Here is a 20,835-nt window from a genome sequence, read left to right on the forward strand (position 1 = left end):
TTACTCTTCTCCCATGGCGAATTTCATCTGCTCCACCTGCGGTACCCAGTACCCCGACTCGCCGCTTCCGCCCGAGCAGTGCGTCATCTGCACCGAGGAGCGGCAGTACGTCGGCTGGAAGGGCCAGCTCTGGACTACCCTCGACGAGCTCCGACGGGATCACCGAAACAAGGTCGAAGTCGAAGGCCCGGGACTGGTAGGGATCGGCACCGAGCCGGCCTTCGCCATCGGCCAACGGGCGCTCCACCTGCGGACAGCGGAAGGCGGGGTGCTGTGGGACTGCATCAGCCTGGTGGACGACGCCAGCGTCGCCGCGATTCAGACGCTCGGCGGGGTCCGCGCCATCGCCATCTCCCACCCGCACTACTACTCCTCGATGATCGAGTGGAGTCGCGCGCTGGGCGACATCCCCATCTACTTGCACGCTGCGGATGCGCCGTGGGTGGTCCGGCCGGAGCGGCCCGTCGTCTTCTGGGATGGTCCGGCGCGGGAGCTCGCGCCCGGGGTCACCTTGATCCACTGCGGCGGTCATTTCGCCGGCGGCACGGTCCTCCATTGGGCCCAGGGCGCGGACGGTGAGGGTGCGCTGCTCACCGGCGACATCATCATGGTGGCCCAGGACCGCCGCACTGTGAGCTTCATGTACAGCTACCCGAATTACATCCCGCTGAACGCGGCGGCGGTGCGCCGCATCGGGGACGCGGTCGAGCCGTTCGAGTTCGAGCAGATCTATGGCGCCTGGTTCGGGCGCAACATCCTGAGCGCGGGGAAGCAGGCCGTCCGCTACTCGGTGCGCCGCTACCTTCACGCCATTTCCCCGCGTGACATCCAATAGAGGCGGCGGCTCCGCGCTGGCGGTCGATCTGCGGCGGGCCCGTGCCGCACGGCGCCGGGCGGAGCGTGCATTGACGCCTCCCGCCGCCCCCGCGCCACGGCCACGGGCTTGTCCCGTCGAATGCGGCGGGCGAGAGCCGCTCGAGTGCGTCCGCGAGTGGTTCGACCTGCACGACTGGACGCCGTTCCCCTTTCAGGAGACTGTCTGGCAAGCCTACCTCAATGGTGAGAGCGGCCTGGTGCACGCTGCGACCGGCACCGGCAAGACCTACGCGGCATGGCTCGGGTCCGTGATGGAGTGGCTGCGGGACTACCCCGCGCCTGGCCGGCGGAAGCCGGCCGCTCCGCCCCTCCGAGTGCTCTGGATCACGCCGCTCCGGGCACTCGCGGTCGATACTGAGGCCGCGCTCCGCGCACCGGTCGAAGACCTCGGTCTTCCCTGGACGGTCGAGACCCGCACCGGCGACACCCCCGCGAGAATTCGCACACGCCAGCAGCAGCGGCTGCCGACAGCGCTCATCACCACGCCCGAGAGCCTGTCGCTCCTGCTTACCCGGGAGGACGCGGCCCAGCTCTTCGACCACCTGGAGCTCGTGGTGGTCGACGAGTGGCACGAGCTGATGGCCTCCAAGCGCGGAGTTCAGACCGAGCTCGACCTCGCCCGGCTGCGGCAGTTTCGACCGGAACTCCGCACTCTGGGGCTCTCCGCCACGCTGGGTAACCTGGAGGTCGCGCGCGACACGCTCCTGGGCGTCGACGCCGAGGGCGCGCCGAGGCAGGGACGGATCATCCCCGGGCTCGTGCCCAAGGCGCTGCTGGTCGATGCGCTGATCCCCGAGGCGATGGAGCGGTTCCCCTGGTCGGGTCAGATTGGCCTTCGCCTGCTGCCCGACGTGGTGCGCGCGATCGAGGAGGGGGAAACCTCGCTGGTGTTCACCAACACTCGCGCCACTGCGGAGCTCTGGTATCAGGCGCTGCTGGCCGAGCGTCCCGACTGGGCCGGCGTCATGGCGCTGCACCACGGCTCGCTGGACCGCGACACCCGCGAGTGGGTGGAGGATGGCCTCCGGGACGGCCGGCTCCGTTGCGTCGTGTGTACCTCCACGCTGGACCTCGGCGTGGATTTCACTCCCGTCGACCGGGTGCTGCAGGTCGGGAGCCCCAAGGCGGTCGGCCGGCTGATTCAACGGGCCGGACGGAGCGGCCATCAGCCAGGCTCGGTCAGCCGGCTCACCTGCGTCCCGACCAACGCCCTCGAGCTGGTCGACGTGGCGGCGGCTCGGGACGCGCTCGACGCCGGCTCGATCGAGGCACGCCGGCCGGTGGAACGCCCGCTCGACTTGCTTGCCCAGCACGCGGTGACGGTGGCGTTGGGCGGCGGCTTCCTGCCGGATGAGCTGTACCACGAAGTGCGCACCACCCGCTCCTATCGTGACCTGACCCGGCCGGAGTGGGCCTGGGTGCTCGACTTCATCTCCCGCGGCGGCCAGGCGCTCGGCGCCTATCCGGAGTACAGCAAGGTGGTCGAGCGCGAGGGCCGCCTGGTGGTCGAGAGCCGCGCGGTAGCCTTGCGGCACCGGCTGTCCATCGGGACCATCGTGAGCGAGAGCGCGATGAAGGTCCAGTACCTACGAGGCCGAGCGCTGGGCACCGTAGAGGAGTCGTTCATCGCCCGACTCCGCCCGGGGGATCGGTTCACCTTTGCCGGCCGCGTGCTTGAGTTCGTGCGGGTGCGCGGGATGGTGGCGTACGTCCGGAAGACCAGCCGGTCGAGCTCCGGCGTCCCCCATTGGTCCGGCGCCCGCATGCCGATCTCGCCCGAGCTGGCCGCCGCGGTTCGCGACAAGCTGGACCAGGCCCGGAGGGGGATCTACCGCGGCGCCGAGATGGAAGCAGTGCGCCCCATCCTCGAGCTGCAGGCCAGCTGGTCGCGCCTGCCTGCGCCCGACGAGCTGCTGGTCGAGCGGGTACGCACCCGCGAGGGTCACCATCTTTTCTTCTATCCAGTCGAGGGCCGGCTGGTGCACGAAGGGCTTGCCGCGCTCTTCGCCTACCGGATCGCTCAGCTCGGCCCCATCTCCTTCACTCTCGCGGCCAACGACTACGGGCTCGAGCTGCTGTCGGCCGAGCGGGCGCCGCTCGATGAGGCCCTGGAGGCCGGCCTCCTCTCCAGCTCACACCTGCTGCATGACATTCCGGCGAGCCTCAACGCCGCGGAGCTCGCGCGGCGGCAATTCCGCGAGATCGCCCGAATCGCGGGCCTCATTTTCCAAGGGTACCCCGGAGTCAGCAAGAGTGTGAAGCAGGTGCAGGCGTCGAGCGAGCTGCTCTATGACGTGTTCGCGCGATACGACCCAGAAAACCTGCTGCTCTTCCAGGCGCATCGCGAGGTCCTCGAGCGCCAGCTGGAGCAGAGCCGGCTGGCCCGGGCGCTGGATCGGATCGGGAGCGGTCGAGTCACCGTGGTCGACGTGGAGCGCCCCACGCCACTCGCGTTCCCGCTGCTGGTGGACCGAGCGCGGGAGCAGGTGAGCTCGGAGAAGCTGCCCGACCGAATCCGCCGGATGATGGCTCCGCTGGAGCGCGCGGCCGAGAGAGTCCACTTCGCGCGGGGCAGCCGCCGCGGATTCCGGAGCGGAGCATGAGCGAAGTCTGTCTCCGGCTCGCGGGCGAAGAGGTCGCGCTGTTGCCGGAGCGGGCGCTCTTCTGGCCTCGCACCCGAACCCTGGTCGCCGCGGATCTACATTGGGGCAAGGCCGCGACCTTTCGCGCGGCCGGCATCCCGGTGCCGGAAGGCTCCACCCACGACGATCTCACCCGTCTCGACTCGGCACTGGTCCGCACCGGGGCCGAGCGGCTGATCGTGCTGGGCGACCTGTTTCACGCCCGGGCAGGCCGGATCGCGACCCGCACGCTCGCCGAGCTCCGGGAGTGGCGGCGGGGATGCGAGGTCGAGATGCTGCTGATCCGGGGCAACCACGACCGCCACGCCGGCGATCCGCCCGACGACCTCCGGATCAACTGCCTCAACGCGCCGGCGTTCGTGCCGCCGTTTGTGCTTCGGCACCAGCCGGCGACCTCGAACGAAGGGTACACGCTCGCCGGACACCTGCATCCGGGCCTGGCGCTGGCCGGGCCCGCGCTGCAGGTGGAGCGGCTTCCCTGCTTTCTGTTGGGCCCTGAAGTCGCGATTCTCCCGGCATTCGGGAGCTTCACCGGCCTCTCCCTGCTGTCGCCGGCACCAGGGGACCGGGCGTTCGTCATCGCGGGAGACGAGGTACTGGCGCTCGGGTGATCCTGCCGGTCGGATGCTCTTGCGGAGCCGCGGCGGCGCGGTATCCCTATCTGGTACGAAGCTGGCCGCGAACATAGCTTCGGCAGATCCGTCGCATGGGTTGCCGGGGGGAGGATAGGCAGATGGTCGACATGTCAGTGCGCACCGAGCGCCTGGAGCTCTCGCCCCTGGGCCTCGAGGCGATCGAAGCGCTTCTGCAGGGTGATGCCGCGCGCCTGCGCGAGCTGACCGGCGCCACTTTCCCCCGTCCCGTCGCCCCCCCACCGTACATGGCCGAGGCGCTTCCGGTGGTCCGGGACCGGTTGCGGGCCCAACCGGACGAGGCCCCGTGGTGGAACTGGGTCATCGCCGAGCGCGCCACCAGGCGGGCGATCGGCTCGGTGGCCTTCGGAGGCAGGCCGGAGGCGAATGGGTCGGTGCTGATCGGCTACGCGATGTACCCGGCCTTCGAGGGTCTCGGCTACGCCACCGAGGCCGTCCGGGCGATGATCGGCTGGGCGTTCCACCATCCGGAGGTCAAGCTGGTGCGCGCGCTGGCGCCGGTGTGGAATACGCCTGCCCTCCGGGTGGCAGAGAACGTCGGGATGCGGCCGGTGGCCGCCGACGAGGACGACGATATCGGCGAGGTGCTGGTCTACGCCGTCAGCGCTCCAGCATCCGTCGGATCGGCCTGATCATGAACGCCATCAGTACCGCGGCCGTCAACGCGTACAGGCCCACCGTCCCGAACAGCTGGGGCAGCGTAAACGTTTCGTAGAGGCTCGCCACCCGCCCCCCCAGGTAGCTGCCTACCGACAGCGCGAGATACCAGACCCCCATGGTGAGCCCGACGATCCGCGCCGGCGCCAGCTTGCTGATCGCGCTCATGCCGACCGGGCTGAGCAGGAGCTCACCGATGGCGTGCAGGAAGAACGTGGCAACCAGCCAGAGCGGGCTCACCCGGACGCCGTTCTGAGCCAGCCGAGCGGCGAGGAACATGACGCCGAATCCCGCCGCGACGAAGAACAGACCGATGGCGAATTTGGTCGGGCTGGACGGGTCGCGCTTGCCCATCCGGATCCACACCCATGCGAAGACCGGCGCCAGCAGCACCAGGAACACCGATTCCACCGACTGGAACCAGCTCGGGGGGAACGGATGTCCCATGATTCTGGTGTCGGTATTGCGCTGCGCGAACAGGTTGAGCGACGAGCCCTGCTGCTCGAACACCGACCAGAAAACCGTGGCGCCGAGGAACAGCACCAGCACTACGGTCAACCGCTTCCGCTCGGCCGGCGTCCACTGGGCCGAAAGGAACAGCCAGAGGAAGAACCCTACCGTGATCAGCAGCAGCAGGAGGCCGAAGGCGTTTCCCAGGCCCTGAGCCGTGATCCGCAGGATGCCCGAGAGCGAAAGCCCCACCAGCAGCCCGGCTGCCGCGAGCACCGCCACGATCCCCAGCTGCAGCTGGCGTCGCTGGCGGGCGCGCTCGGTCTCGTTCGCCGGCGCGACGGGCTCCATCCCGGCGGTCCCCAGGTGCTTCCAGCCGCCCAGGTACTGCACGATGCCGAGGAACATCCCGACGGCGGCCATCCCGAAGCCGAAGTGCCAGGAGAGCTCGGGCGAGATCCCCGCCGACGAGAGAATTCCCCGGAACTGTTCGCTCTGCGCCAGCCAGCCGCAGAGCAGCGGCGCCGTCAGGGCGCCGAGGTTGATTCCCATGTAGAAGATCGAGAATCCGGCGTCGCGGCGCTCGTCATCCGGAGCGTAGATCTGGCCGACCATGGTGGCCACATTGGCCTTGAGCAGACCAGTGCCGATGATCACCAGCCCCAGTCCGAGATAGAAGGTGGCGATCGACGGAATGGCCAGGCTGATGTGCCCCAGCATGATGATGACACCGCCATAGAGGGTGGCCCGGCGCTGGCCCAGAAATCGGTCCGCCAGCCACCCGCCGGGCAGAGTCATCATGTAGACCAGCGCGGTATAGGAGCCGTAGATCACCCCGGCCTTGGCCGCGTCGAACTGGAGGCCTCCGGCGGCGATCGGCGCCGTCATGAAGAGGATGAGCAGCGCCCGCATCCCGTAGTAGCTGAAGCGCTCCCACAGTTCGGTGAGGAACAGCGTGGAGAGTCCCCGCGGATGGCCGAAGAAGCGGGTATCACGCGGCAGGGTCACGGGCTCGCTTGGCCGAGCGGCGGCAGTGGTCACCTGAGCTGCTCCGATCCGTTGTGCTGTGGGGGAATCACGCTCACCGATCCTTGCCCAGCTTGCGTTTGAGATAGGCGAGCTGGGCCTCGATCGCCTGGTTCCGCCGCTGCCGCTCGGCATCGGCGTGCTGCTGCTCCTGCTCGTCGGGCCGGGCGGCGCCCGCCGATTCGAGATCGCGCCACGCGGCAGCCACCGACTCGGAAGCCGCGGTGCCCCCGGCGGAACGGGCCTGCGTCGTCATCTCCGTCACCTCGCGCTCCGCCAGCGCGAGCTCCTCCCGCTGGACCGCGATCCTGCGCTCGACCACCGCCACGCGCTCCCGGTGGCGGGCGGCGAAGCGCTCGGCGACCGCTACCGTCTCCGGATCGGGCACGGCAGCAGCCAGACGGCCGCGGCGCTCGGCGTTCTCCAGCTGCTGCCGCTCCGCCGCGAGCTCGCGCTCGCTCGCGGCCAGCGCATCGCGCATGGTCCCGACGCCCAGCTTGGCCTCGAGCAGCGCCTCGCGCAGCCGCGCGGCGTAGGCCTGGGGATCGGTGCGCTCGCGCTCGCGCAGCAGCTGGTCCAGTCGCGCCTTCAGCCCGTCGAACACGTCCGGCGAGCACCTGTCATGGAGTGATACCTCGGGGGAGGCGGCCGGTCGCCGGGAGGCGGCCGATGCTCATAGAGAGATCGAATGGTAGGACCGGCGGCGGAGGCCGTCAAGCGAGTTTGGCGGGCGGACGTCTCCCGGTCTTCCCGCGTGGCCAGGTCGTGGCTAGGCTACCGTTGGACCCGCCTCTCCGAGGACTGGTGACATGACCGACCCACCCTGCAGCGTCTGCGAAGAGGTCGCCGGACGGATTGCCTCGCCCGGCGGCGTGATCTACGACGACGGCCTGTGGACCGTGGCGCATCACACCGGCGCCTACACCGATCCCGGAGAGCTCATCGTCAAGCTCCGCCGGCATTGCGAATCTTTGTCCCAGCTGACCGAGGCCGAAGCTCGCGCTATGGGCCCGGTGCTCCGGTCGGCGGTTGGCGCCATCGAGCAGGTGGTCCGGCCTGAGCGGGTGTACGTGGCATCCTACGGCGAACGGGTGCGTCACCTGCACTTCTTCCTCCTCCCTCGTACCACCGCCCTGCCCGCCGGCCATATCGTTTCGGACGTCTATCGCCGGGCTCGTACGCTGCTCCGATCCTGGGGGCTGGTGCGCAACCCTTCGGCCGAGGCCCGCGCCCAGGCGGCGGACCGGATCCGGGAGTCCAATCTGTGGAAACGGTCGAGCATCTGATCATCGGGGCCGGACCCGCCGGCCTTCGCGCGGCACAGGTGCTCGCCGAGGCCGGACGCGAAGTCCTGGTACTGGAGAAGCAGCCGGAGATCGGGCCCAAGACCTGCGCGGGCGGCCTCACGCTCAAGGCGTTCCGGGAGCTCGAGCGGCTCGGGCTCCCGCCGGGGACGTCCCACCGCACCGTCGGGCACATCGCCTTCACGGGCGGACCGTCGGAGACCCTCGACCCGGACCGGTGTGTGATTCACACCATTCCGCGCAGCCAGCTGGGGCAGTGGATGCTCCGCTGGACCCGCGCCGCCGGGGCCGAGGTATGTGCCGGCACGGCGGCACGGTCCATCGATCTCGCCGACCGAAGCCTCCTGTCAGGCAGCCGGCGGCTCCGCTGGCGGCATCTGATTGGGGCGGACGGTGCCGACTCGTCGGTCCGCCGAACGCTCGGGCTTCCCTCTCCCAGAGAATACTTCGCGGCCGAGTACAACATTCCCGGGCCTCGCCTGGAGCCGTTGCGGGTCGAGTGCGACCCTGACCAGCTGATGAACGGCTACTTCTGGGTCTTTCCCCATGCCGGCTACACGTCGATCGGCGCGGTCGCGGCCAAGCGGCTTGTGCGGCCGCCCGCCCTCTGCCGCTACCTCGACGCGCGACTGGCGGCGCTGGGCGTTTCCCGGGATGGGATCCCGTTGGAAGCGGCCACCCTCGAGGTGCAGTTTCGGGGACTGCACTTCGCGAACGGCGTGCATCTCGTCGGCGATGCCGCGGGAATCCCGTCCTCGCTGACCGCCGAGGGAATCTACGGGGCGCTGGTGAGCGGAGAGGAGGTGGCCCGCACGATCCTGGAGCCGCGCTATCCGGCTCCGAAGATTCGGCGCTGGCTTGCCGTCAAGCGCCGGCACGACCGGGTGGCTCGGCTGTTGGGCCGCGCCAGCGTGCGGCGGATCCTCTTGCCGGCGTTGGCGAGAGTTGCCCGCCAGCGCGCCGCTCGAGGCGCCATGGCGAACTGGTTTCTCACCGGGTGAGCGATGCACCGTCACTCGGCTCAATGAGGTCCAGGTTCGCGGACCTCTGGCACCGGCTGGGAGCGGACGGAGACGGCGCCGAGATCTACGCGGCTCTCGATGCCGCCTACCGCGAGCCCGCCCGGGCCTATCACACGACGGCGCACCTGACCGACTGTCTGGACCAGCTCGACCAGTTCCCCGAGCCCGTGGCCGAGCGCGATCTGGTGGAGGCGGCCCTCTGGTTTCACGACGCGGTGTATGACCCGCGCAGCTCGGAGAACGAGGCGCGAAGCGCCGAATGGGCGGCACGGGCGCTCGGTGGAGCGGGAGTGGAAGCGCACCTGGTCCAGCGGGTCTCGGCACTGGTGCTGCTCACCCGCCATCTGGAGCCGACCAGCGACTCCGCCGGCCGACTCCTCTGCGACGTCGACCTGTCGATCCTGGGTCGGGAGGCCGCCGAATTCGAGCGGTTCGAGCGCGCCATTCGCACAGAGTATGGCTGGGTTCCCGAGCCGGAGTATCGGGCCGCTCGGGCGCGAGTCCTCCGCGGATTCGTGGAGCGCCAGCCCTTGTACCAGACCGTGCCGTTCCGCATCCGCTACGAGGAGACCGCGCGGCGGAACCTCTTGCACGCGCTCGCCGGACTCGGCCAGTCCGGCCCTCCTCAGCCGGCCGTGGGATAGGTCTCCGGCGGCTCGCCCGGGGGAGGGCGGCTTTCACGGGCGGATTCGCGATCCAAAACCATAGGAGCTCTCACCTCGTGCGCTCGGTGGCCGCCCGCTCCAGCAGCGCGCGCACCCCGTCGTCGCTGATCTGGGAGAAGTCTGCGTAGAACGTGCCGACCGAAATGAACGGGCTGGGCGAAAAGAGGCAGACCACCTCGTCCACTTCGGCGCGGAGTGTCGTGCAGGTCTCCGCGGGCGCCACCGGGACGGCCACCACCACGCGCTCCGGTCGCTGGCTTTGCACGGCGGCCGCGGCCGCGCGCATCGTGGAGCCGGTCGCCAGGCCGTCGTCCACCAGCAGGACGGTGCGTCCGCGGATCGGCGGCGAGGGCAGCTGGTCCCGGTAGGCTTGCTCGCGGCGCGCCAGCTCGTGCTCCTCGTTGGCCGCCGCGGCGGCGATCACCCGGTCCGGGATCCCCAGCGATGCGACGACGTCCTGGCTGACGATGCGCACGCCGCCCGAGGCGATCGCCCCCATGGCCAGCTCCTCGTGTCCCGGCACGCCCAGCTTCCGAACCAGAATCACGTCGAGCGGTGCGGGCAGGGCGCGGGCGACTTCATAGCCGATCGGCACGCCGCCGCGAGGCAGCGCGAGCACCAGGAGATTCGGGCGCCCGGCATAGGAGGAGAGTGCGGCGGCGAGGCGGCGCCCGGCGTCGGTGCGGTCGCGGAATCGAATTCGGTCCATCGGTCCTCCTCCTCGACCCCTCACACGGGTCGCGGTGTGGATGGATAGACCGCGAGTCCTGAGGACGATGTGATCGCACTCACAGGCTCGCGCACCGTTCGGGATGACCCGGGGCCAGCCCCCGGGGTTATCTTGGGTGCGATGCGAACGACCCTGCTTCTCTCCCTGCTGGCTCTCCTCGGGGCGTGCGAACGACCGGCCTCTGGCGGCGCAGCCTGCGGTCTCGCCTCGCTCGCGGGGCCGACCGCCTTGCTCACCCAGTTCAGCGTGCCCCATCAGACCCTGAGCACCGCGCCGCGCCGCTTGCCGGAGCGCCTGGTCACCCGGGTCGTTGCCGGCCCGGCCTACTCCTCCGTGGTGGGCCGCTCCGACTCCATGCTGCTGATCGGAGTAGAGGGGGCGTTGCCCAAAGGAGTGAAGCCCGGCTACGGGGTCCTGGTGCTGGATCAGCAGGAGACCGCCCGAGGTGTAATGCTCTATGAGGGAACCCCGGTGGAAGGAGCACCCACCATCGGGAACGTGAGCATCGGCAACGCTTCCCTCCCGCTCATCGGTATCCAGCTCGATCCGGCCAAGATCGAGAATCCCCGCTGCCCGTTCTTCCCCGATTCGGTTCGCCAGTGAGCGCGCCCCGCATCGGCGTCACGGGCGTGCTCCGGCTCTGGGATGGAGCGGAGCGGACCGGCGTCAACGCGGCATACGTCCGATCGGTCATTGCGGCTGGTGGGGTCCCGATCATCCTCTCCCCGGTGCTCGAGCCCTCCTATGCCGCGCGTGCCTTGGACGGACTGGACGGGCTGGTCCTGAGCGGGGGCGAGGATATCGATCCGGCCTGGTACGGCGCCGACCGTTCTCCCCAGCTCTATCCGCCGAGTCGCGAGCGCGATCTCTTCGAGCTGGCGGCGTTCGCCGCCGCTCGGCAACGGGAGCTGCCCGTTCTGGGCATCTGCCGGGGAATCCAGCTGGTGAACGTGGGTCTCGGCGGCACGCTCTACCAGGACCTCCCATCAGAACGTCCTGGCGCGGTCGACCACAACGCTTCCACCGAGCGCACCGCCCGCTCTCACGTGGTCGTGCTCGAGGCGGGCAGCCGGGTCGCCGCCGCCCTCGGTGCCACGCGGTTGAGCGTGAACTCCTTTCATCATCAGGCCATTCGCGACCTGGCGGCGGGACTGGTGGTCTCCGGGCTAACCGAGGATGGAGTCATCGAAGCGGTCGAGTCGCCGGGCTCCTCGCCCTGGCTGCTCGCGGTACAATGGCATCCGGAGGAGATGCATGCCGATGGACGGGCGCCGGAGCGCGGCCTGTTCAAGGCGCTGGTGGCGGCGGCGGGCGAGCGAGAGGCGCTGGCGCCGTGAGGGTGGGCGCGGGAAAGCGCTAGTGCGAGCCCAGCTCGCGAAGGATCCGGTCGGCAGGCCGGTGATGGGGAAACAGCAGCCGATCGCTCACCCCGTTGAGGGCCCCACGCACCGAGGGAAACCGCTCGGCCGCCATACGGAAGACCGCCGTCAGCCCGTACTCGCCGGCGAGCTCGTGATCCGACGCCATGCCGAACCCGCGCCGGCCGAGAGCATCATAGTAGGTGACGTCCGGTCCGCCCTTGCGCAGGTGCCGCGCGGCGATGTAATCGGGAAAGAGGCCGGCAAGCCAGAGGGCATGATTGCCCAGGTGGGCCATCACTCGGAAGCGGCGGTCGCCGGCACTCGCCTCCAGATCCGCCAGGATGTCCACCAGGTAGCGGTGGCTCTGGTCGTCGTTCCAATCGATTCGCCAGGCCCGGTCGCGTTGCCCGAAGTCGAGCAGCATCGCGGCCAGATAGTCGGCGAGATCTCGGTCGTCGATGCCGGCGCCGCGGAGCGCCTGCCGGGTGAGCACATAGAAGAAGAGCGCCTCCGATGGCACCAGCATCGTCCGCACCGTCAGGAGCCGCTCCAGCAGGTCGGGGGCGTCGAGCAGCGGGTCGGGGCCTTCGGTGGCCAGCCGCCGTTCGAGGTAGACCCTCCGATGCGCCGAGCCGCGGCTCAGTAGCAGGATCACCAGCTGCAGGTCCGCCGCGGTCAGGCGGCCTCGGGTATTCGCGCGAATCATGTCCAATCCTCCTCTGACAAATATCACGCCTTCCACTGAATCCCGCGACGACCTGGCGCTACTGCGTCGAGTGACCGCGTTCGGTCAGGAGCTGGCCGGGACGCTCCGCCGTGCCTCGGTGATCGATCTGCTGGTTCGCCACATCCGCGAGACGCTCGCGCCCAAGGAGATCGCCATCTCCCTGCTCCCGCGGGAGCCCGAAGGCAAGGACTTCTGGCAGACCTGGCCCGGCGGCCGTCCCGATCGCCGGCCCATTCTCGAGCTGGTGGAAAGGCAGGGTGCGCTGGCGCTGCCCGACGGTCTCGACTCGCTGGTCGAGCGGGGGGTCCTGCCCCGGCAGCCCGACAGTCTCGGCGGCTGGCTCATCGCGCCGTTCACCGCCAAGGGACGGGTCACCGGTGCCGTGGCCCTCTGTGGTGAGCGCGGCCGGTACGGTCCGGACGCGCTGCCGCTGCTGGAAGGACTGGTGGCCCTGGCGAGTGTCGCGATCGAGAGCGCCCGACTAGTCGACCTGCAGGACGAGGGGCGGCGCTCCTGGCAGGAGGTGGTGGACGCCATCCCGCCCGCACTCTGCATCGTGGACCGCGGCGGACGGATCCGCCGAGCCAACCGAGCCTTCGCTGATCTGGTGAACGTCCCTCCGGCGAGCCTGATCGGCCGGCCTTGGCAGGCCTTCGCTCCGCCGGAGTGGACTGCCGACCTCCAGCGGGCCCTGGAGCAGCAAGGAGCGGGCCGGGAGGTGGACCTGCGCACCGGGGATCGGACGTATGCCGTTACCGCGGTGCCGATTAGCAGCGGGGATCGATCCACCCTCGTGCTCCTCTTCGACGATCAGACCGATCGCCGGCGGTTGCAAGACCAGTTGATCCAATCGGAAAAAATGTCCGCCATCGGACAGCTCATTGCCGGCATCGCCCATGACCTGAACAATCCCCTGGCCTCGGTGGTCGGCTTCGCCGATTTCCTGCGTGAGGTCCCCAACGTTCCGCCGGCGCTGCGCGAGCCGCTCACCGTCATCCAGGAAGAGGCCGAGCGCGCCTCCGGAATAGTGAAGAACCTGCTGAGCTTCGCCCGCAAGCAGGAGCACCAGCGGCGGCCGACCGCGCTTCAGCCTCTGCTCGAGGCCACCTTCGTGCTGCTGCGTAACCAACTCATGGCGCATCGGGTCGAGGCCCGAATGGAGATCGAGCCGGATCTCCCGATGCCCGACATCGAGCCCAACCAGATCCAGCAGGTCTTTTTCAATCTTATTCTCAACGCCGCCCAGGCCATCGCATCGACCGGGCGCCTGGGCACCATCGTGGTCCGAGCCCGGCGCTGGCTGGACGGCGTCGCCATCGACGTGATCGATGACGGCCCCGGGATGCCCGAAGCTCTGGCGACCCAGGTCTTCGAGCCGTTCTTCACCACCAAGCCCGAGGGCGAGGGCACCGGGCTTGGGCTTTCCATCAGCCACGGCATCGTCCGGGAGCACGGCGGCCGCATCATGCTCTCCACCGAAGAGGGAAGAGGCTCCACCTTCACCGTGCAGCTTCCTCTGGCCACCCGGCCTCCGGCTCCGGCACCCGCGGCAGGGACCGGTACCCCAACGAAACGGCTTCGCGTGCTGGTTGTCGACGACGAGCCTCACATCCTCCACTATATGCGCGCCACGCTGGAAGCGTGGGGCCACATCCCGGTGGTGGCCCGGGACGGCGAGGAGGCTCTGAACATCACGGCGTCTGAGGAGTTCGACCTGGTGATCTCCGATCTCCGGATGCCGCGGGTTGATGGCCGAGAGTTCTACGAGGCGCTGGTGCGCCGCCAGCCGGCCCTGGCGTCCCGCCTGGTCTTCAGCACCGGTGACACCGTCCGGGGCGACACCCTCGCGTTCCTGGAGAGCCTCGACCGGCCCTACCTGCACAAACCGTTCAGCCTCGGTGAGCTCCGGGCGTTGCTGGCCGATGTCGCCCTGGAGGGCGCGGCGCCGCACCGGCGGGACAATCCCCAGGTGGAGGCCGCGCCGGGGACGTGATCAGCCGGCTGGTGCACGTCGCCTCGGGGCGTGAGTGGCGGGGCGGACAACGGCAGGTGTGGCTGCTCGCACGCGAGCTCGCGCGGGCCGGCGTGAGGGAGCAAGTCGTGATCACCACCGCCGGCTCCGAGCTCGCCCGCAGGGTGGCGGACGCCGGCATTCGGGTGCGGGAGGTGCGATGGATCTCCGGAGTCGACCCACGCGCGTTTCCCGCCGTGCTGGCCGAGGTCCGGCACCGGCCCGTGATTCTCCACGCGCACGACGCCCACGCGCTCACGGTCGCGGGCATCTGCGCGGTACTGACCCATCAGCCGCTGGTGGTGACTCGGCGGGTAGTGTTCCGCCTGCGGCGCACTGGCCTGTGGCGACGGGCCGACCGAGTGGTCGCGATCTCACGTGCAGTGGCTGACACGCTCGCTGCCGATGGAATCGATCCCGGCCGGGTGAGCATCGTGCCCTCGGGAGTCGCCCTCGAGGACCTGGCTGGCGTGACCCCGCTCGGCGTGCGGCGGTTCCTCGGACTGCCCGATACTGCGACGGTTGCCGTGAACGTGGCGACATTGAGCGGTGAAAAGGATCACGTCACGCTGCTCCGGGCCGCTCACCGGCTGGCCGGTCGTCTGCCGGATCTCCATTGGATCATCGCGGGCAGCGGACCGCTGCGACGGGAGCTCGAGCGCGTGCGCTCCGAGCTTGGCCTGGTGGACCGGGTGCACTTCCTCGGCCACCTGAAGGAACCTGCAGCACTCATCGCCGACGCCGATCTCTTCGTCATGAGCTCTCGGGAAGAAGGCCTGGGCACCTCGGTGCTCGATGCCATGGCCCTTGGCATCCCGGTTGCATCCACCTCCGCGGGCGGTCTCCCGGAGATGGTAGGCGAAGGGGCCGGCCTGCTGGTGCCCGCGGGAGACGCGGAGGCTCTGGCGGCAGCAGTCGAGTGTCTGGTGAAGGACTCCGCGTGCCGGGCCGCGTGCGTCGCACGAGCCCGCCAGGTCGTGCACCGTTTCACCGCGGCGCGCATGGCAGACGGCATGGCTTCGGTGTATCGTTCCTGTGCCCCATTTCCTTGACGGCTCATGATTTACGTTTGCATACCGAGTTACAATGAAGCCCCGACCGTGGGGCTTCTGCTCTGGAAGGTGCGGCAGGTGTTCGCCAGCTTCCCACGCGAATATCAGCTCCTCGTTCTGGACGATGGATCGAGCGATCAGACGGCCGAGGTCCTCGAGCCGTACACCCGCGTCCTCCCGCTCAGCGTGATCCGCCAGCCGGAGCGGCTGGGCTACGCCGCGTCCGTAGAAGCGCTGCTGCGGAGAGCAGTCGAGCTGACCGATCGGCCCAAGCGGGATGCCGCGATCCTCATGCATGCCGACTTCGCCCACAACACCCAGACGATTCCGGACCTGGTTCGGCGGATCGAGAGCGGTGCCGACCTGGTCGTGGCCCAGGCCAAGCTCGAGGGCGAGCCGGCACGGAGCCAGCATTGGCTCCGGCGCTACGCGCCAGCGCTGCTCCGGGGCGTCGTCTCGGTGCCTGGGGTAACCGATCTGGTCTCGGGCTTCGCCATCTTCCGGCTGGTAACGCTGCGGAACGCGATTCGCAGCCAGGCGGGACGCCTCCTGGTGACGGACGGCTGGACGGCCAACGCCGAGCTCTACTGGCGCGCGGCACGGTACGCCAGACGGATCGAGGCCGTGACCTCGGTCGAGCGGCACGATCTCCGGAGCCGGCCGACACGAGTGCATCCGTGGGAAACGGTCGCGGCCATCTGGAGCTGCCGGCGCGCGCTGCGGGATACGCCCGTGGCGCCGTCCGCCCCGGAGCCGTCGAACCGGCGGCAGGAGCCCCAGGCGGAGGTGGTCTCGTGATCCGAAGCCTGATGCTCGCCTTGGCACTGCAGCAGGATGCGCACCCGGTCCGGCCAGCCCCGTCGTACCCGTTCGCTGTTGGCGAGACCCTGACCTACAGCGCCAAGCTCGGGCTCCTGACCCTGGGCTCGGGCACGCTCCAGGTGGCGGCGCTCGATTCGATTCGAGGTGCGGAGGCCTTCCGCTTTCGGTTCCGCCTGCAGGGCAGGACCGTCTTCTATTCCCTGGACGATGTGCTCGAGTCCTGGGTCGGCACTCAGGACTTCAACTCCCGGCGCTTCGTGCAGGACTTCGTGGAGAACGACAAGCCCATCCATCGGTACTTCGAGATCTATCCCGACTCCGGCTTCTTCCGCGAGCGGGGCCGCGATCAGGCTCAGCCGAGCCCGCCAGATCCGCTGGACGATACGGCCTTCTTCTATTTCGTGCGGATCACGCCGCTGGAGGTGGGAAAGAAGTACGTCTTCCAACGGTACTTCAGGAAAGAGAAGAATCCGGTCACGATTGAGGTGGTGAAGCGGGAGAAGATGGAGCTGCCCGGCGGCAAGGAGGTCGACTGCCTGGTGCTGCATCCGGTCATCGACACCAAAGGAATGTTCTCCAAGCGCTCCGATACCCGGATCTGGCTGACGGACGACGCGCGCCGCCTGCCGGTGCAGATCCGCAGCAAGTTCCCGTTCGGGACCATTACCCTGCGGCTCAAGGACATGGTTCTGCCGCCGATGCCCACCGCCGCCGCGGGGAAGTAGTGCCCTATCGCGAGGCTGACCTCAGCCGGGTGAGCACGGTGCCGGTCGCGGGCCGCCGGAACAAGGTCGACGCCTCGCTTCTCGCCAGCCCACCCGATCGCGACCGCTCGTTCGCGGCTTTCCTCTCCAGCCTGCCCGACATCCTCGCCGCCAAAGACCTCCGGGCCGTGATCGACGGCGTGGCCTCGGCCGCGCGGGCCGACCGCGGGGTCGTACTCCTGATCGGGGGGCACGTCATCAAGGTGGGACTCGGACCGCTCATCAATTCCCTGCTGGCCCGGGGGGTGGTGACTCACCTGGCCATGAACGGCGCCGCTGCCATCCACGACTTCGAGCTCGCGGCCTACGGCGGAACCAGCGAGGACGTGGAGAGCGGACTCTCGGACGGGAGCTTCGGGATGGCCGAGGAGACCGGCGCCGAGATGAATGCGGCCGTGGCGGCCGCGGCAGAGGACGGTCAGGGCATGGGCGAGGGTTTGGCGGCAGCGCTCGCCGGGCGAGCCACTCTGCCTGGCGGGGACCACTCCGTCCTGCTGGCTGCGCGGCGCTACGACGTGCCCGTCACGGTGCACACCGCCATCGGGGCCGAGATCATCCATCAGCACCCCTCGGCCGACGGCGCGTCCCTGGGGGCCACCAGCCACCGGGATTTCCGGCGGCTGGCCGCGTCACTGCCTGCGCTGGATCGGGGTGGCGCGGTGCTCAACTGGGGAAGCGCCGTCCTGCTGCCCGAGGTGTTCCTCAAGGCGTTGACCATCGCGAGGAATCTGGAGAGCGGCCGGCCGACTCATTTCCTGGCGGCGGACTTCGACATGCAGCGGCACTACCGCCCCCGGCTCAACGTGGTGCAGCGTCCGACCCGAGAAGGTGGCGTGGGCTACCTGCTCACCGGCCACCACGAGCTCCTGGTGCCGATGTTCGTCTGGGGGGTGTTGGAGGCGCTGGAGGGGGGGTGAAGTGAATTATTGCTCGCCGACGCTCTTCGGGATGTCAGCATGCAGCAGACGCGACGGGTGCACCCGGGCTCTCGCCGAATGCACCCGTCGCGCTGGACCTGCCGCCGGTACCCCGCAGACTCAAATCGAGGGATGCCCCACGATCATCTCCCGGACCCGAGCCGCCGTGTCCGGGGCGACGATCTTGAGGATGAGGTAGATCAGGAACCCGACGAAGGCGAACCAGAGAATCGCCCCCAGGAGGCCGAAGAACACCTTCAGCAAAAAGATCGCGAGTACGGCGAAGATCGCGAACCCAAGCAGTTTCCGGATCATACTAAGTTCCTCAGGTAGCGGGTCAGAGCGCCTTACGCCCGGACGTTCCAAAAAGATTCATAGGAATATAAGTGACTGCGACCTCCGATGTTATCGTGGTCGGTGCCGGGCCGATCGGCGCGGCCTGCGCCCGGGAGCTGGCCCTGGCCGGCGGCCGTGTTCTCCTGCTCGACCCCGGCGGCGAGCGGGGCCAGGCCTGGCACGCCGCGGCCGGAATGCTCGCGCCGCAGATCGAGACGGGCGAGGATGACCCCCTGCTCCCCTTAGGCCTCGCCGGTCGTGACCTGTACCCCAGCCTCGCCGCGGCGCTCCAGGAGACAACCGGTGTCGACATCGGACTCTGGCAGGAAGGCATCGCCTGGGCGGCCGCCACCGAGACCGAGGCCGGCGAGCTCAAATCGAAGGTAGCGTCACAGCGCCAGCGGGGACACCTCTCCGACTGGCTCGATGCGGACGAGGTCCGTGTCCGATGGCAGTGGCTGGGACCCACCTCGGGTGCCCTCTGGGCGCCGAGGGAGGGCGCGCTCGAGCCGGTGAAGCTGGTGCAGGCTCTGTTGGCCGACGCGGAGCAGCACGGCGCCCGGATCGTCCAGGACGAGGCCATCGCCCTGGCGCAGCATGGGGATCGTGTGGTCGGCGTGACGGGAAGAGCCGAGCGATATGCCGCAGCCAACGTAGTGATCGCGGCGGGCGCCTGGTCCGGCGGCATCTCCGGCCTGCCCCGCCCGCTCTCGGTGGCTCCGGTGCGGGGACAGATGGCCGCGTTTCCCTGGCCGCGGGCCACCCGCCGCGCGATCATCTATGGTCACGGGACCTACCTGCTGACGCGCGGGAGCGAGGCGATCGCTGGGTCGACCATGGAGTACGTCGGATTCCGTCCGGAGGTCACTCCCACTGGCCTGGACCACTTGTTCGCCGGCGTGACCGCGCTCTATCCCGGGCTGGATCGTGCAGAGGTAAGTCGGACGTGGGCCGGGCTCCGGCCAATGACGCCCGATGGACTGCCGATCATCGGAGCGGAGCCGCGCCTCTCCGGGCTCTGGTATAGCACCGGCCACGGCCGGAACGGCATCCTGCTCGCCGGAATCACCGGTCTCATCATCCGCCAACTCCTGGCGGGCGAGCAGGCGGTGGAGGACCTGAGCCCTTTCTCACCCGCCCGATTCTGGAACTGGTGAAGAACCGGTGAAGAAGAGGAGTCGCCGACCACCGTTCTCCAGAGGTCAGTAGAGCAGTAGAACGAACCTGCACCCTCGTGAGCCCGACGGCCGGCGACCGGATCCTCGCCCCTCTCCCCCCTGTCCCCATCTACGCCGTCCCGCCTGCCACTGGATGTGTCTCGCCCGCCGGTGCTCCGCATAGATCCAATCGGCCAGCCCCCGCGTACACCGGGTCACTGGGACAGGCGTCGACCTGCCCGTGTTGCATCCCCCGGCTAAGGAGAAGCATGGCCATGCAATGGAGACCGACCACACGCCGTCGGGCGCTCGTCGCGAGTCTCGTGGCGCTCGCCGGCGCCGCCGGCACGACGGCACTCGTGATGGCGTCCGATCACCAGGACACTCCGTTTACCGAGCTCAACGCGAAGTCCGACATGACCGATGTCTACGCGTTCCCCGGTGGGTCGGAGGGGCGGATCGTCCTGGCGATGGATACCCGGGCGTTTCTCACCCCGGCGCAGGCGACCGACCCGACCGAAGCTTCGTTCGATCACAATCTGCTCTACCAATTCAAGATCGATAACAACGGGGACGCGAAGGAGGACAAGGTCATCCAGGTGTCCTTCACCGGGGAAGGAGCCGACCAGAAAGTCGAGGTGCGCGGCCCGATGACTCCGCCCGTGCAAGGCGCCATGGAGAACCAGATTGCCGACGCGACTCCGGTCGTCACCGGCGCACTCGGCAGCACCCTCGGCGACGCCGGCGGCATTCAGGTCTTCGCCGGCCCGCGCGATGACCCGTTCTTCCTCGATCTCGAGGCGTTCTTCTGCATTCTCCCGGACCGCCGGCCGGTGGAGGGTGATTTCGCCAAGCCCTGCGCCCTCGAGCCCAACGGCCAGGCTCCGTTCTACTTCCGGAACCCCGGCGTGGATTATCTGGACGGATTCAACGTCAACTCGATCGTGATCGAGCTGCCGAGCTCGATGCTGGAGAACGGCACCCCTGGCAGGCTCGGCATCTGGGGCACCATCAGTCAGTGATCACCCACGCGACCCGAATGGAAAGGGACGGAACCATGCAGCTCAGCACTTTCGGCCTCCGCGTGCGTCGTCTGGCGCTCGCCGCGGCTGCCGCGGCATTGACCCTGGCCGCCGCCGGTTGCAGCGACGACGGCAATACCGGGCCGGCCACACCGCGCATGTTCAACCAGGTCCAACGCCTCGGCAACCCGCTGGTGAGCGAGGTGCTCCTGTCGAAGCGCAGCCATGCCACCCACGGCACCATCGGTCCCGACGAAGATGGCACCCTGGTGGCGCCCGAAGTCGTCGACTTCCTGACCACCGTGGCCGGACGCGATCCAGCATACATCAACGCCATCGCTCCGGCGCTGATTCCGGACATGTTGATCGTGGATACCAGTAAGGATCCATCCACGGCCACCTGGCTCTCCACCACGCTCTCGGCCGGTTGGGGTGGCCGCAAGCTGCAGGACGATGTGGTGGATCTGGCGCTCACCGCGGTGTTCGGCTCGGCCTTGGGCGATGCGGCCCACGCCACGCCGCAGCTCACCACCGACAATCTCGCCTTCGACTCGCCCGCAGTCACCACCAGCTTCCCCTATCTCGCGCCGCCCAACTGACACCGCGCGACGCTCCGGCCGCCGCACCTGGCGGCCGGAGAC

22 protein-coding genes are annotated in these 20,835 nt (G+C 69.0%); 17 read left to right on the top strand and 5 right to left on the bottom strand.

Going from position 1 to position 20,835, the window contains the following annotated elements:
* Positions 1 to 13 precede the first annotated feature (13 nt).
* From VHR41_19735 to VHR41_19750, 4 genes are all read left to right on the top strand, one after another.
* Positions 14 to 835 carry a hypothetical protein gene (locus VHR41_19735; protein ID HEX3236432.1) on the top strand — a complete coding sequence of 274 codons (822 nt, stop codon included), beginning with the start codon at positions 14 to 16 and terminating at the stop codon, positions 833 to 835.
* Positions 822 to 3,479 carry a ligase-associated DNA damage response DEXH box helicase gene (locus tag VHR41_19740; protein HEX3236433.1) on the top strand — a complete coding sequence of 886 codons (2,658 nt, stop codon included), beginning with the start codon at positions 822 to 824 and terminating at the stop codon, positions 3,477 to 3,479. Before VHR41_19735 ends, VHR41_19740 begins: the two co-directional genes overlap by 14 nt.
* Positions 3,476 to 4,129, top strand: coding sequence for a ligase-associated DNA damage response endonuclease PdeM (gene pdeM / locus VHR41_19745; GenBank protein ID HEX3236434.1), 654 nt, complete (start codon positions 3,476 to 3,478; stop codon positions 4,127 to 4,129). Before VHR41_19740 ends, pdeM begins: the two co-directional genes overlap by 4 nt.
* Positions 4,130 to 4,251: 122 nt before the next feature.
* Complete coding sequence (locus VHR41_19750; GenBank protein HEX3236435.1) at positions 4,252 to 4,803, top strand: GNAT family N-acetyltransferase; 552 nt, start codon at positions 4,252 to 4,254, stop codon at positions 4,801 to 4,803.
* Here the strand turns inward: VHR41_19750 and VHR41_19755 are convergent.
* Together VHR41_19755 and VHR41_19760 are read right to left on the bottom strand one after the other, a co-directional pair.
* Positions 4,772 to 6,319 carry a peptide MFS transporter gene (locus VHR41_19755; protein HEX3236436.1) on the bottom strand — a complete coding sequence of 516 codons (1,548 nt, stop codon included), beginning with the start codon at positions 6,317 to 6,319 and terminating at the stop codon, positions 4,772 to 4,774. The two genes, VHR41_19750 and VHR41_19755, sit on opposite strands and share 32 nt — an antisense overlap.
* A 40-nt stretch (positions 6,320 to 6,359) precedes the next feature.
* A complete protein-coding gene (locus VHR41_19760; protein HEX3236437.1) occupies positions 6,360 to 6,908 on the bottom strand; it encodes a hypothetical protein in 549 nt (182 codons plus the stop codon).
* Between the two features lie 205 nt (positions 6,909 to 7,113).
* Between VHR41_19760 and VHR41_19765 the strand changes: the two genes are divergently transcribed.
* The 3 genes from VHR41_19765 to VHR41_19775 are packed head-to-tail and all read left to right on the top strand — an operon-like array spanning position 7,114 to position 9,274.
* Positions 7,114 to 7,590, top strand: a complete 477-nt coding sequence (locus VHR41_19765; GenBank protein ID HEX3236438.1) for a hypothetical protein — start codon at positions 7,114 to 7,116, stop codon at positions 7,588 to 7,590.
* Positions 7,569 to 8,609: an NAD(P)/FAD-dependent oxidoreductase gene (locus VHR41_19770; GenBank protein ID HEX3236439.1), complete on the top strand. Its 1,041-nt coding sequence runs from the start codon at positions 7,569 to 7,571 to the stop codon at positions 8,607 to 8,609. Before VHR41_19765 ends, VHR41_19770 begins: the two co-directional genes overlap by 22 nt.
* Positions 8,610 to 8,632: 23 nt before the next feature.
* Positions 8,633 to 9,274 (top strand): hypothetical protein, encoded by a 642-nt coding sequence (locus VHR41_19775; protein ID HEX3236440.1) that lies wholly within the window; start codon positions 8,633 to 8,635, stop codon positions 9,272 to 9,274.
* A gap of 70 nt (positions 9,275 to 9,344) precedes the next feature.
* Here the strand turns inward: VHR41_19775 and VHR41_19780 are convergent, their stop codons facing one another.
* Complete coding sequence (locus VHR41_19780) at positions 9,345 to 10,004, bottom strand: phosphoribosyltransferase (protein ID HEX3236441.1); 660 nt, start codon at positions 10,002 to 10,004, stop codon at positions 9,345 to 9,347.
* A gap of 141 nt (positions 10,005 to 10,145) precedes the next feature.
* On the opposite strand from VHR41_19780, the gene VHR41_19785 reads away from it, so the two are divergent.
* Positions 10,146 to 10,628, top strand: coding sequence for a hypothetical protein (locus tag VHR41_19785; protein HEX3236442.1), 483 nt, complete (start codon positions 10,146 to 10,148; stop codon positions 10,626 to 10,628).
* Positions 10,625 to 11,362 (top strand): gamma-glutamyl-gamma-aminobutyrate hydrolase family protein, encoded by a 738-nt coding sequence (locus tag VHR41_19790; GenBank protein HEX3236443.1) that lies wholly within the window; start codon positions 10,625 to 10,627, stop codon positions 11,360 to 11,362. Before VHR41_19785 ends, VHR41_19790 begins: the two co-directional genes overlap by 4 nt.
* A gap of 19 nt (positions 11,363 to 11,381) precedes the next feature.
* Here the strand turns inward: VHR41_19790 and VHR41_19795 are convergent, their stop codons facing one another.
* A complete protein-coding gene (locus VHR41_19795; protein HEX3236444.1) occupies positions 11,382 to 12,092 on the bottom strand; it encodes a hypothetical protein in 711 nt (236 codons plus the stop codon).
* On the opposite strand from VHR41_19795, the gene VHR41_19800 reads away from it, so the two are divergent.
* Genes VHR41_19800 through VHR41_19820 form a run of 5 tightly spaced genes read left to right on the top strand, consistent with a single transcriptional unit; the run spans position 12,091 to position 17,679 of the window.
* Entirely contained in the window at positions 12,091 to 14,106 is a 2,016-nt protein-coding gene (locus VHR41_19800; GenBank protein ID HEX3236445.1) for an ATP-binding protein, read from the top strand. The genes VHR41_19795 and VHR41_19800 overlap by 2 nt on opposite strands.
* Positions 14,103 to 15,176, top strand: a complete 1,074-nt coding sequence (locus tag VHR41_19805) for a glycosyltransferase (protein HEX3236446.1) — start codon at positions 14,103 to 14,105, stop codon at positions 15,174 to 15,176. The genes VHR41_19800 and VHR41_19805 overlap by 4 nt, the downstream gene beginning before the upstream one ends.
* 6 nt (positions 15,177 to 15,182) lie before the next feature.
* Positions 15,183 to 15,974: a glycosyltransferase family 2 protein gene (locus VHR41_19810; protein ID HEX3236447.1), complete on the top strand. Its 792-nt coding sequence runs from the start codon at positions 15,183 to 15,185 to the stop codon at positions 15,972 to 15,974.
* Entirely contained in the window at positions 15,971 to 16,723 is a 753-nt protein-coding gene (locus VHR41_19815; GenBank protein HEX3236448.1) for a DUF3108 domain-containing protein, read from the top strand. The genes VHR41_19810 and VHR41_19815 overlap by 4 nt, the downstream gene beginning before the upstream one ends.
* Positions 16,723 to 17,679, top strand: coding sequence for a hypothetical protein (locus VHR41_19820; protein HEX3236449.1), 957 nt, complete (start codon positions 16,723 to 16,725; stop codon positions 17,677 to 17,679). The genes VHR41_19815 and VHR41_19820 overlap by 1 nt, the downstream gene beginning before the upstream one ends.
* Before the next feature lie 120 nt (positions 17,680 to 17,799).
* Here the strand turns inward: VHR41_19820 and VHR41_19825 are convergent, their stop codons facing one another.
* Positions 17,800 to 17,994 (bottom strand): hypothetical protein, encoded by a 195-nt coding sequence (locus VHR41_19825; protein ID HEX3236450.1) that lies wholly within the window; start codon positions 17,992 to 17,994, stop codon positions 17,800 to 17,802.
* A gap of 71 nt (positions 17,995 to 18,065) precedes the next feature.
* Between VHR41_19825 and thiO the strand changes: the two genes are divergently transcribed.
* The 3 genes from thiO to VHR41_19840 all read left to right on the top strand — a co-directional run bounded on the left by thiO (position 18,066) and on the right by VHR41_19840 (position 20,793).
* A complete protein-coding gene (gene thiO, locus VHR41_19830; protein HEX3236451.1) occupies positions 18,066 to 19,172 on the top strand; it encodes a glycine oxidase ThiO in 1,107 nt (368 codons plus the stop codon).
* Positions 19,173 to 19,447: 275 nt separating this feature from the next.
* Positions 19,448 to 20,194, top strand: a complete 747-nt coding sequence (locus VHR41_19835; GenBank protein ID HEX3236452.1) for a DUF4331 family protein — start codon at positions 19,448 to 19,450, stop codon at positions 20,192 to 20,194.
* A gap of 35 nt (positions 20,195 to 20,229) precedes the next feature.
* Positions 20,230 to 20,793, top strand: coding sequence for a DUF4331 family protein (locus VHR41_19840; GenBank protein HEX3236453.1), 564 nt, complete (start codon positions 20,230 to 20,232; stop codon positions 20,791 to 20,793).
* The last annotated feature ends 42 nt before the right edge of the window (positions 20,794 to 20,835 follow it).

The organism is Gemmatimonadales bacterium (assembly GCA_036265815.1).
Lineage (GTDB): Bacteria > Gemmatimonadota > Gemmatimonadetes > Gemmatimonadales > GWC2-71-9 > CAVVWJ01.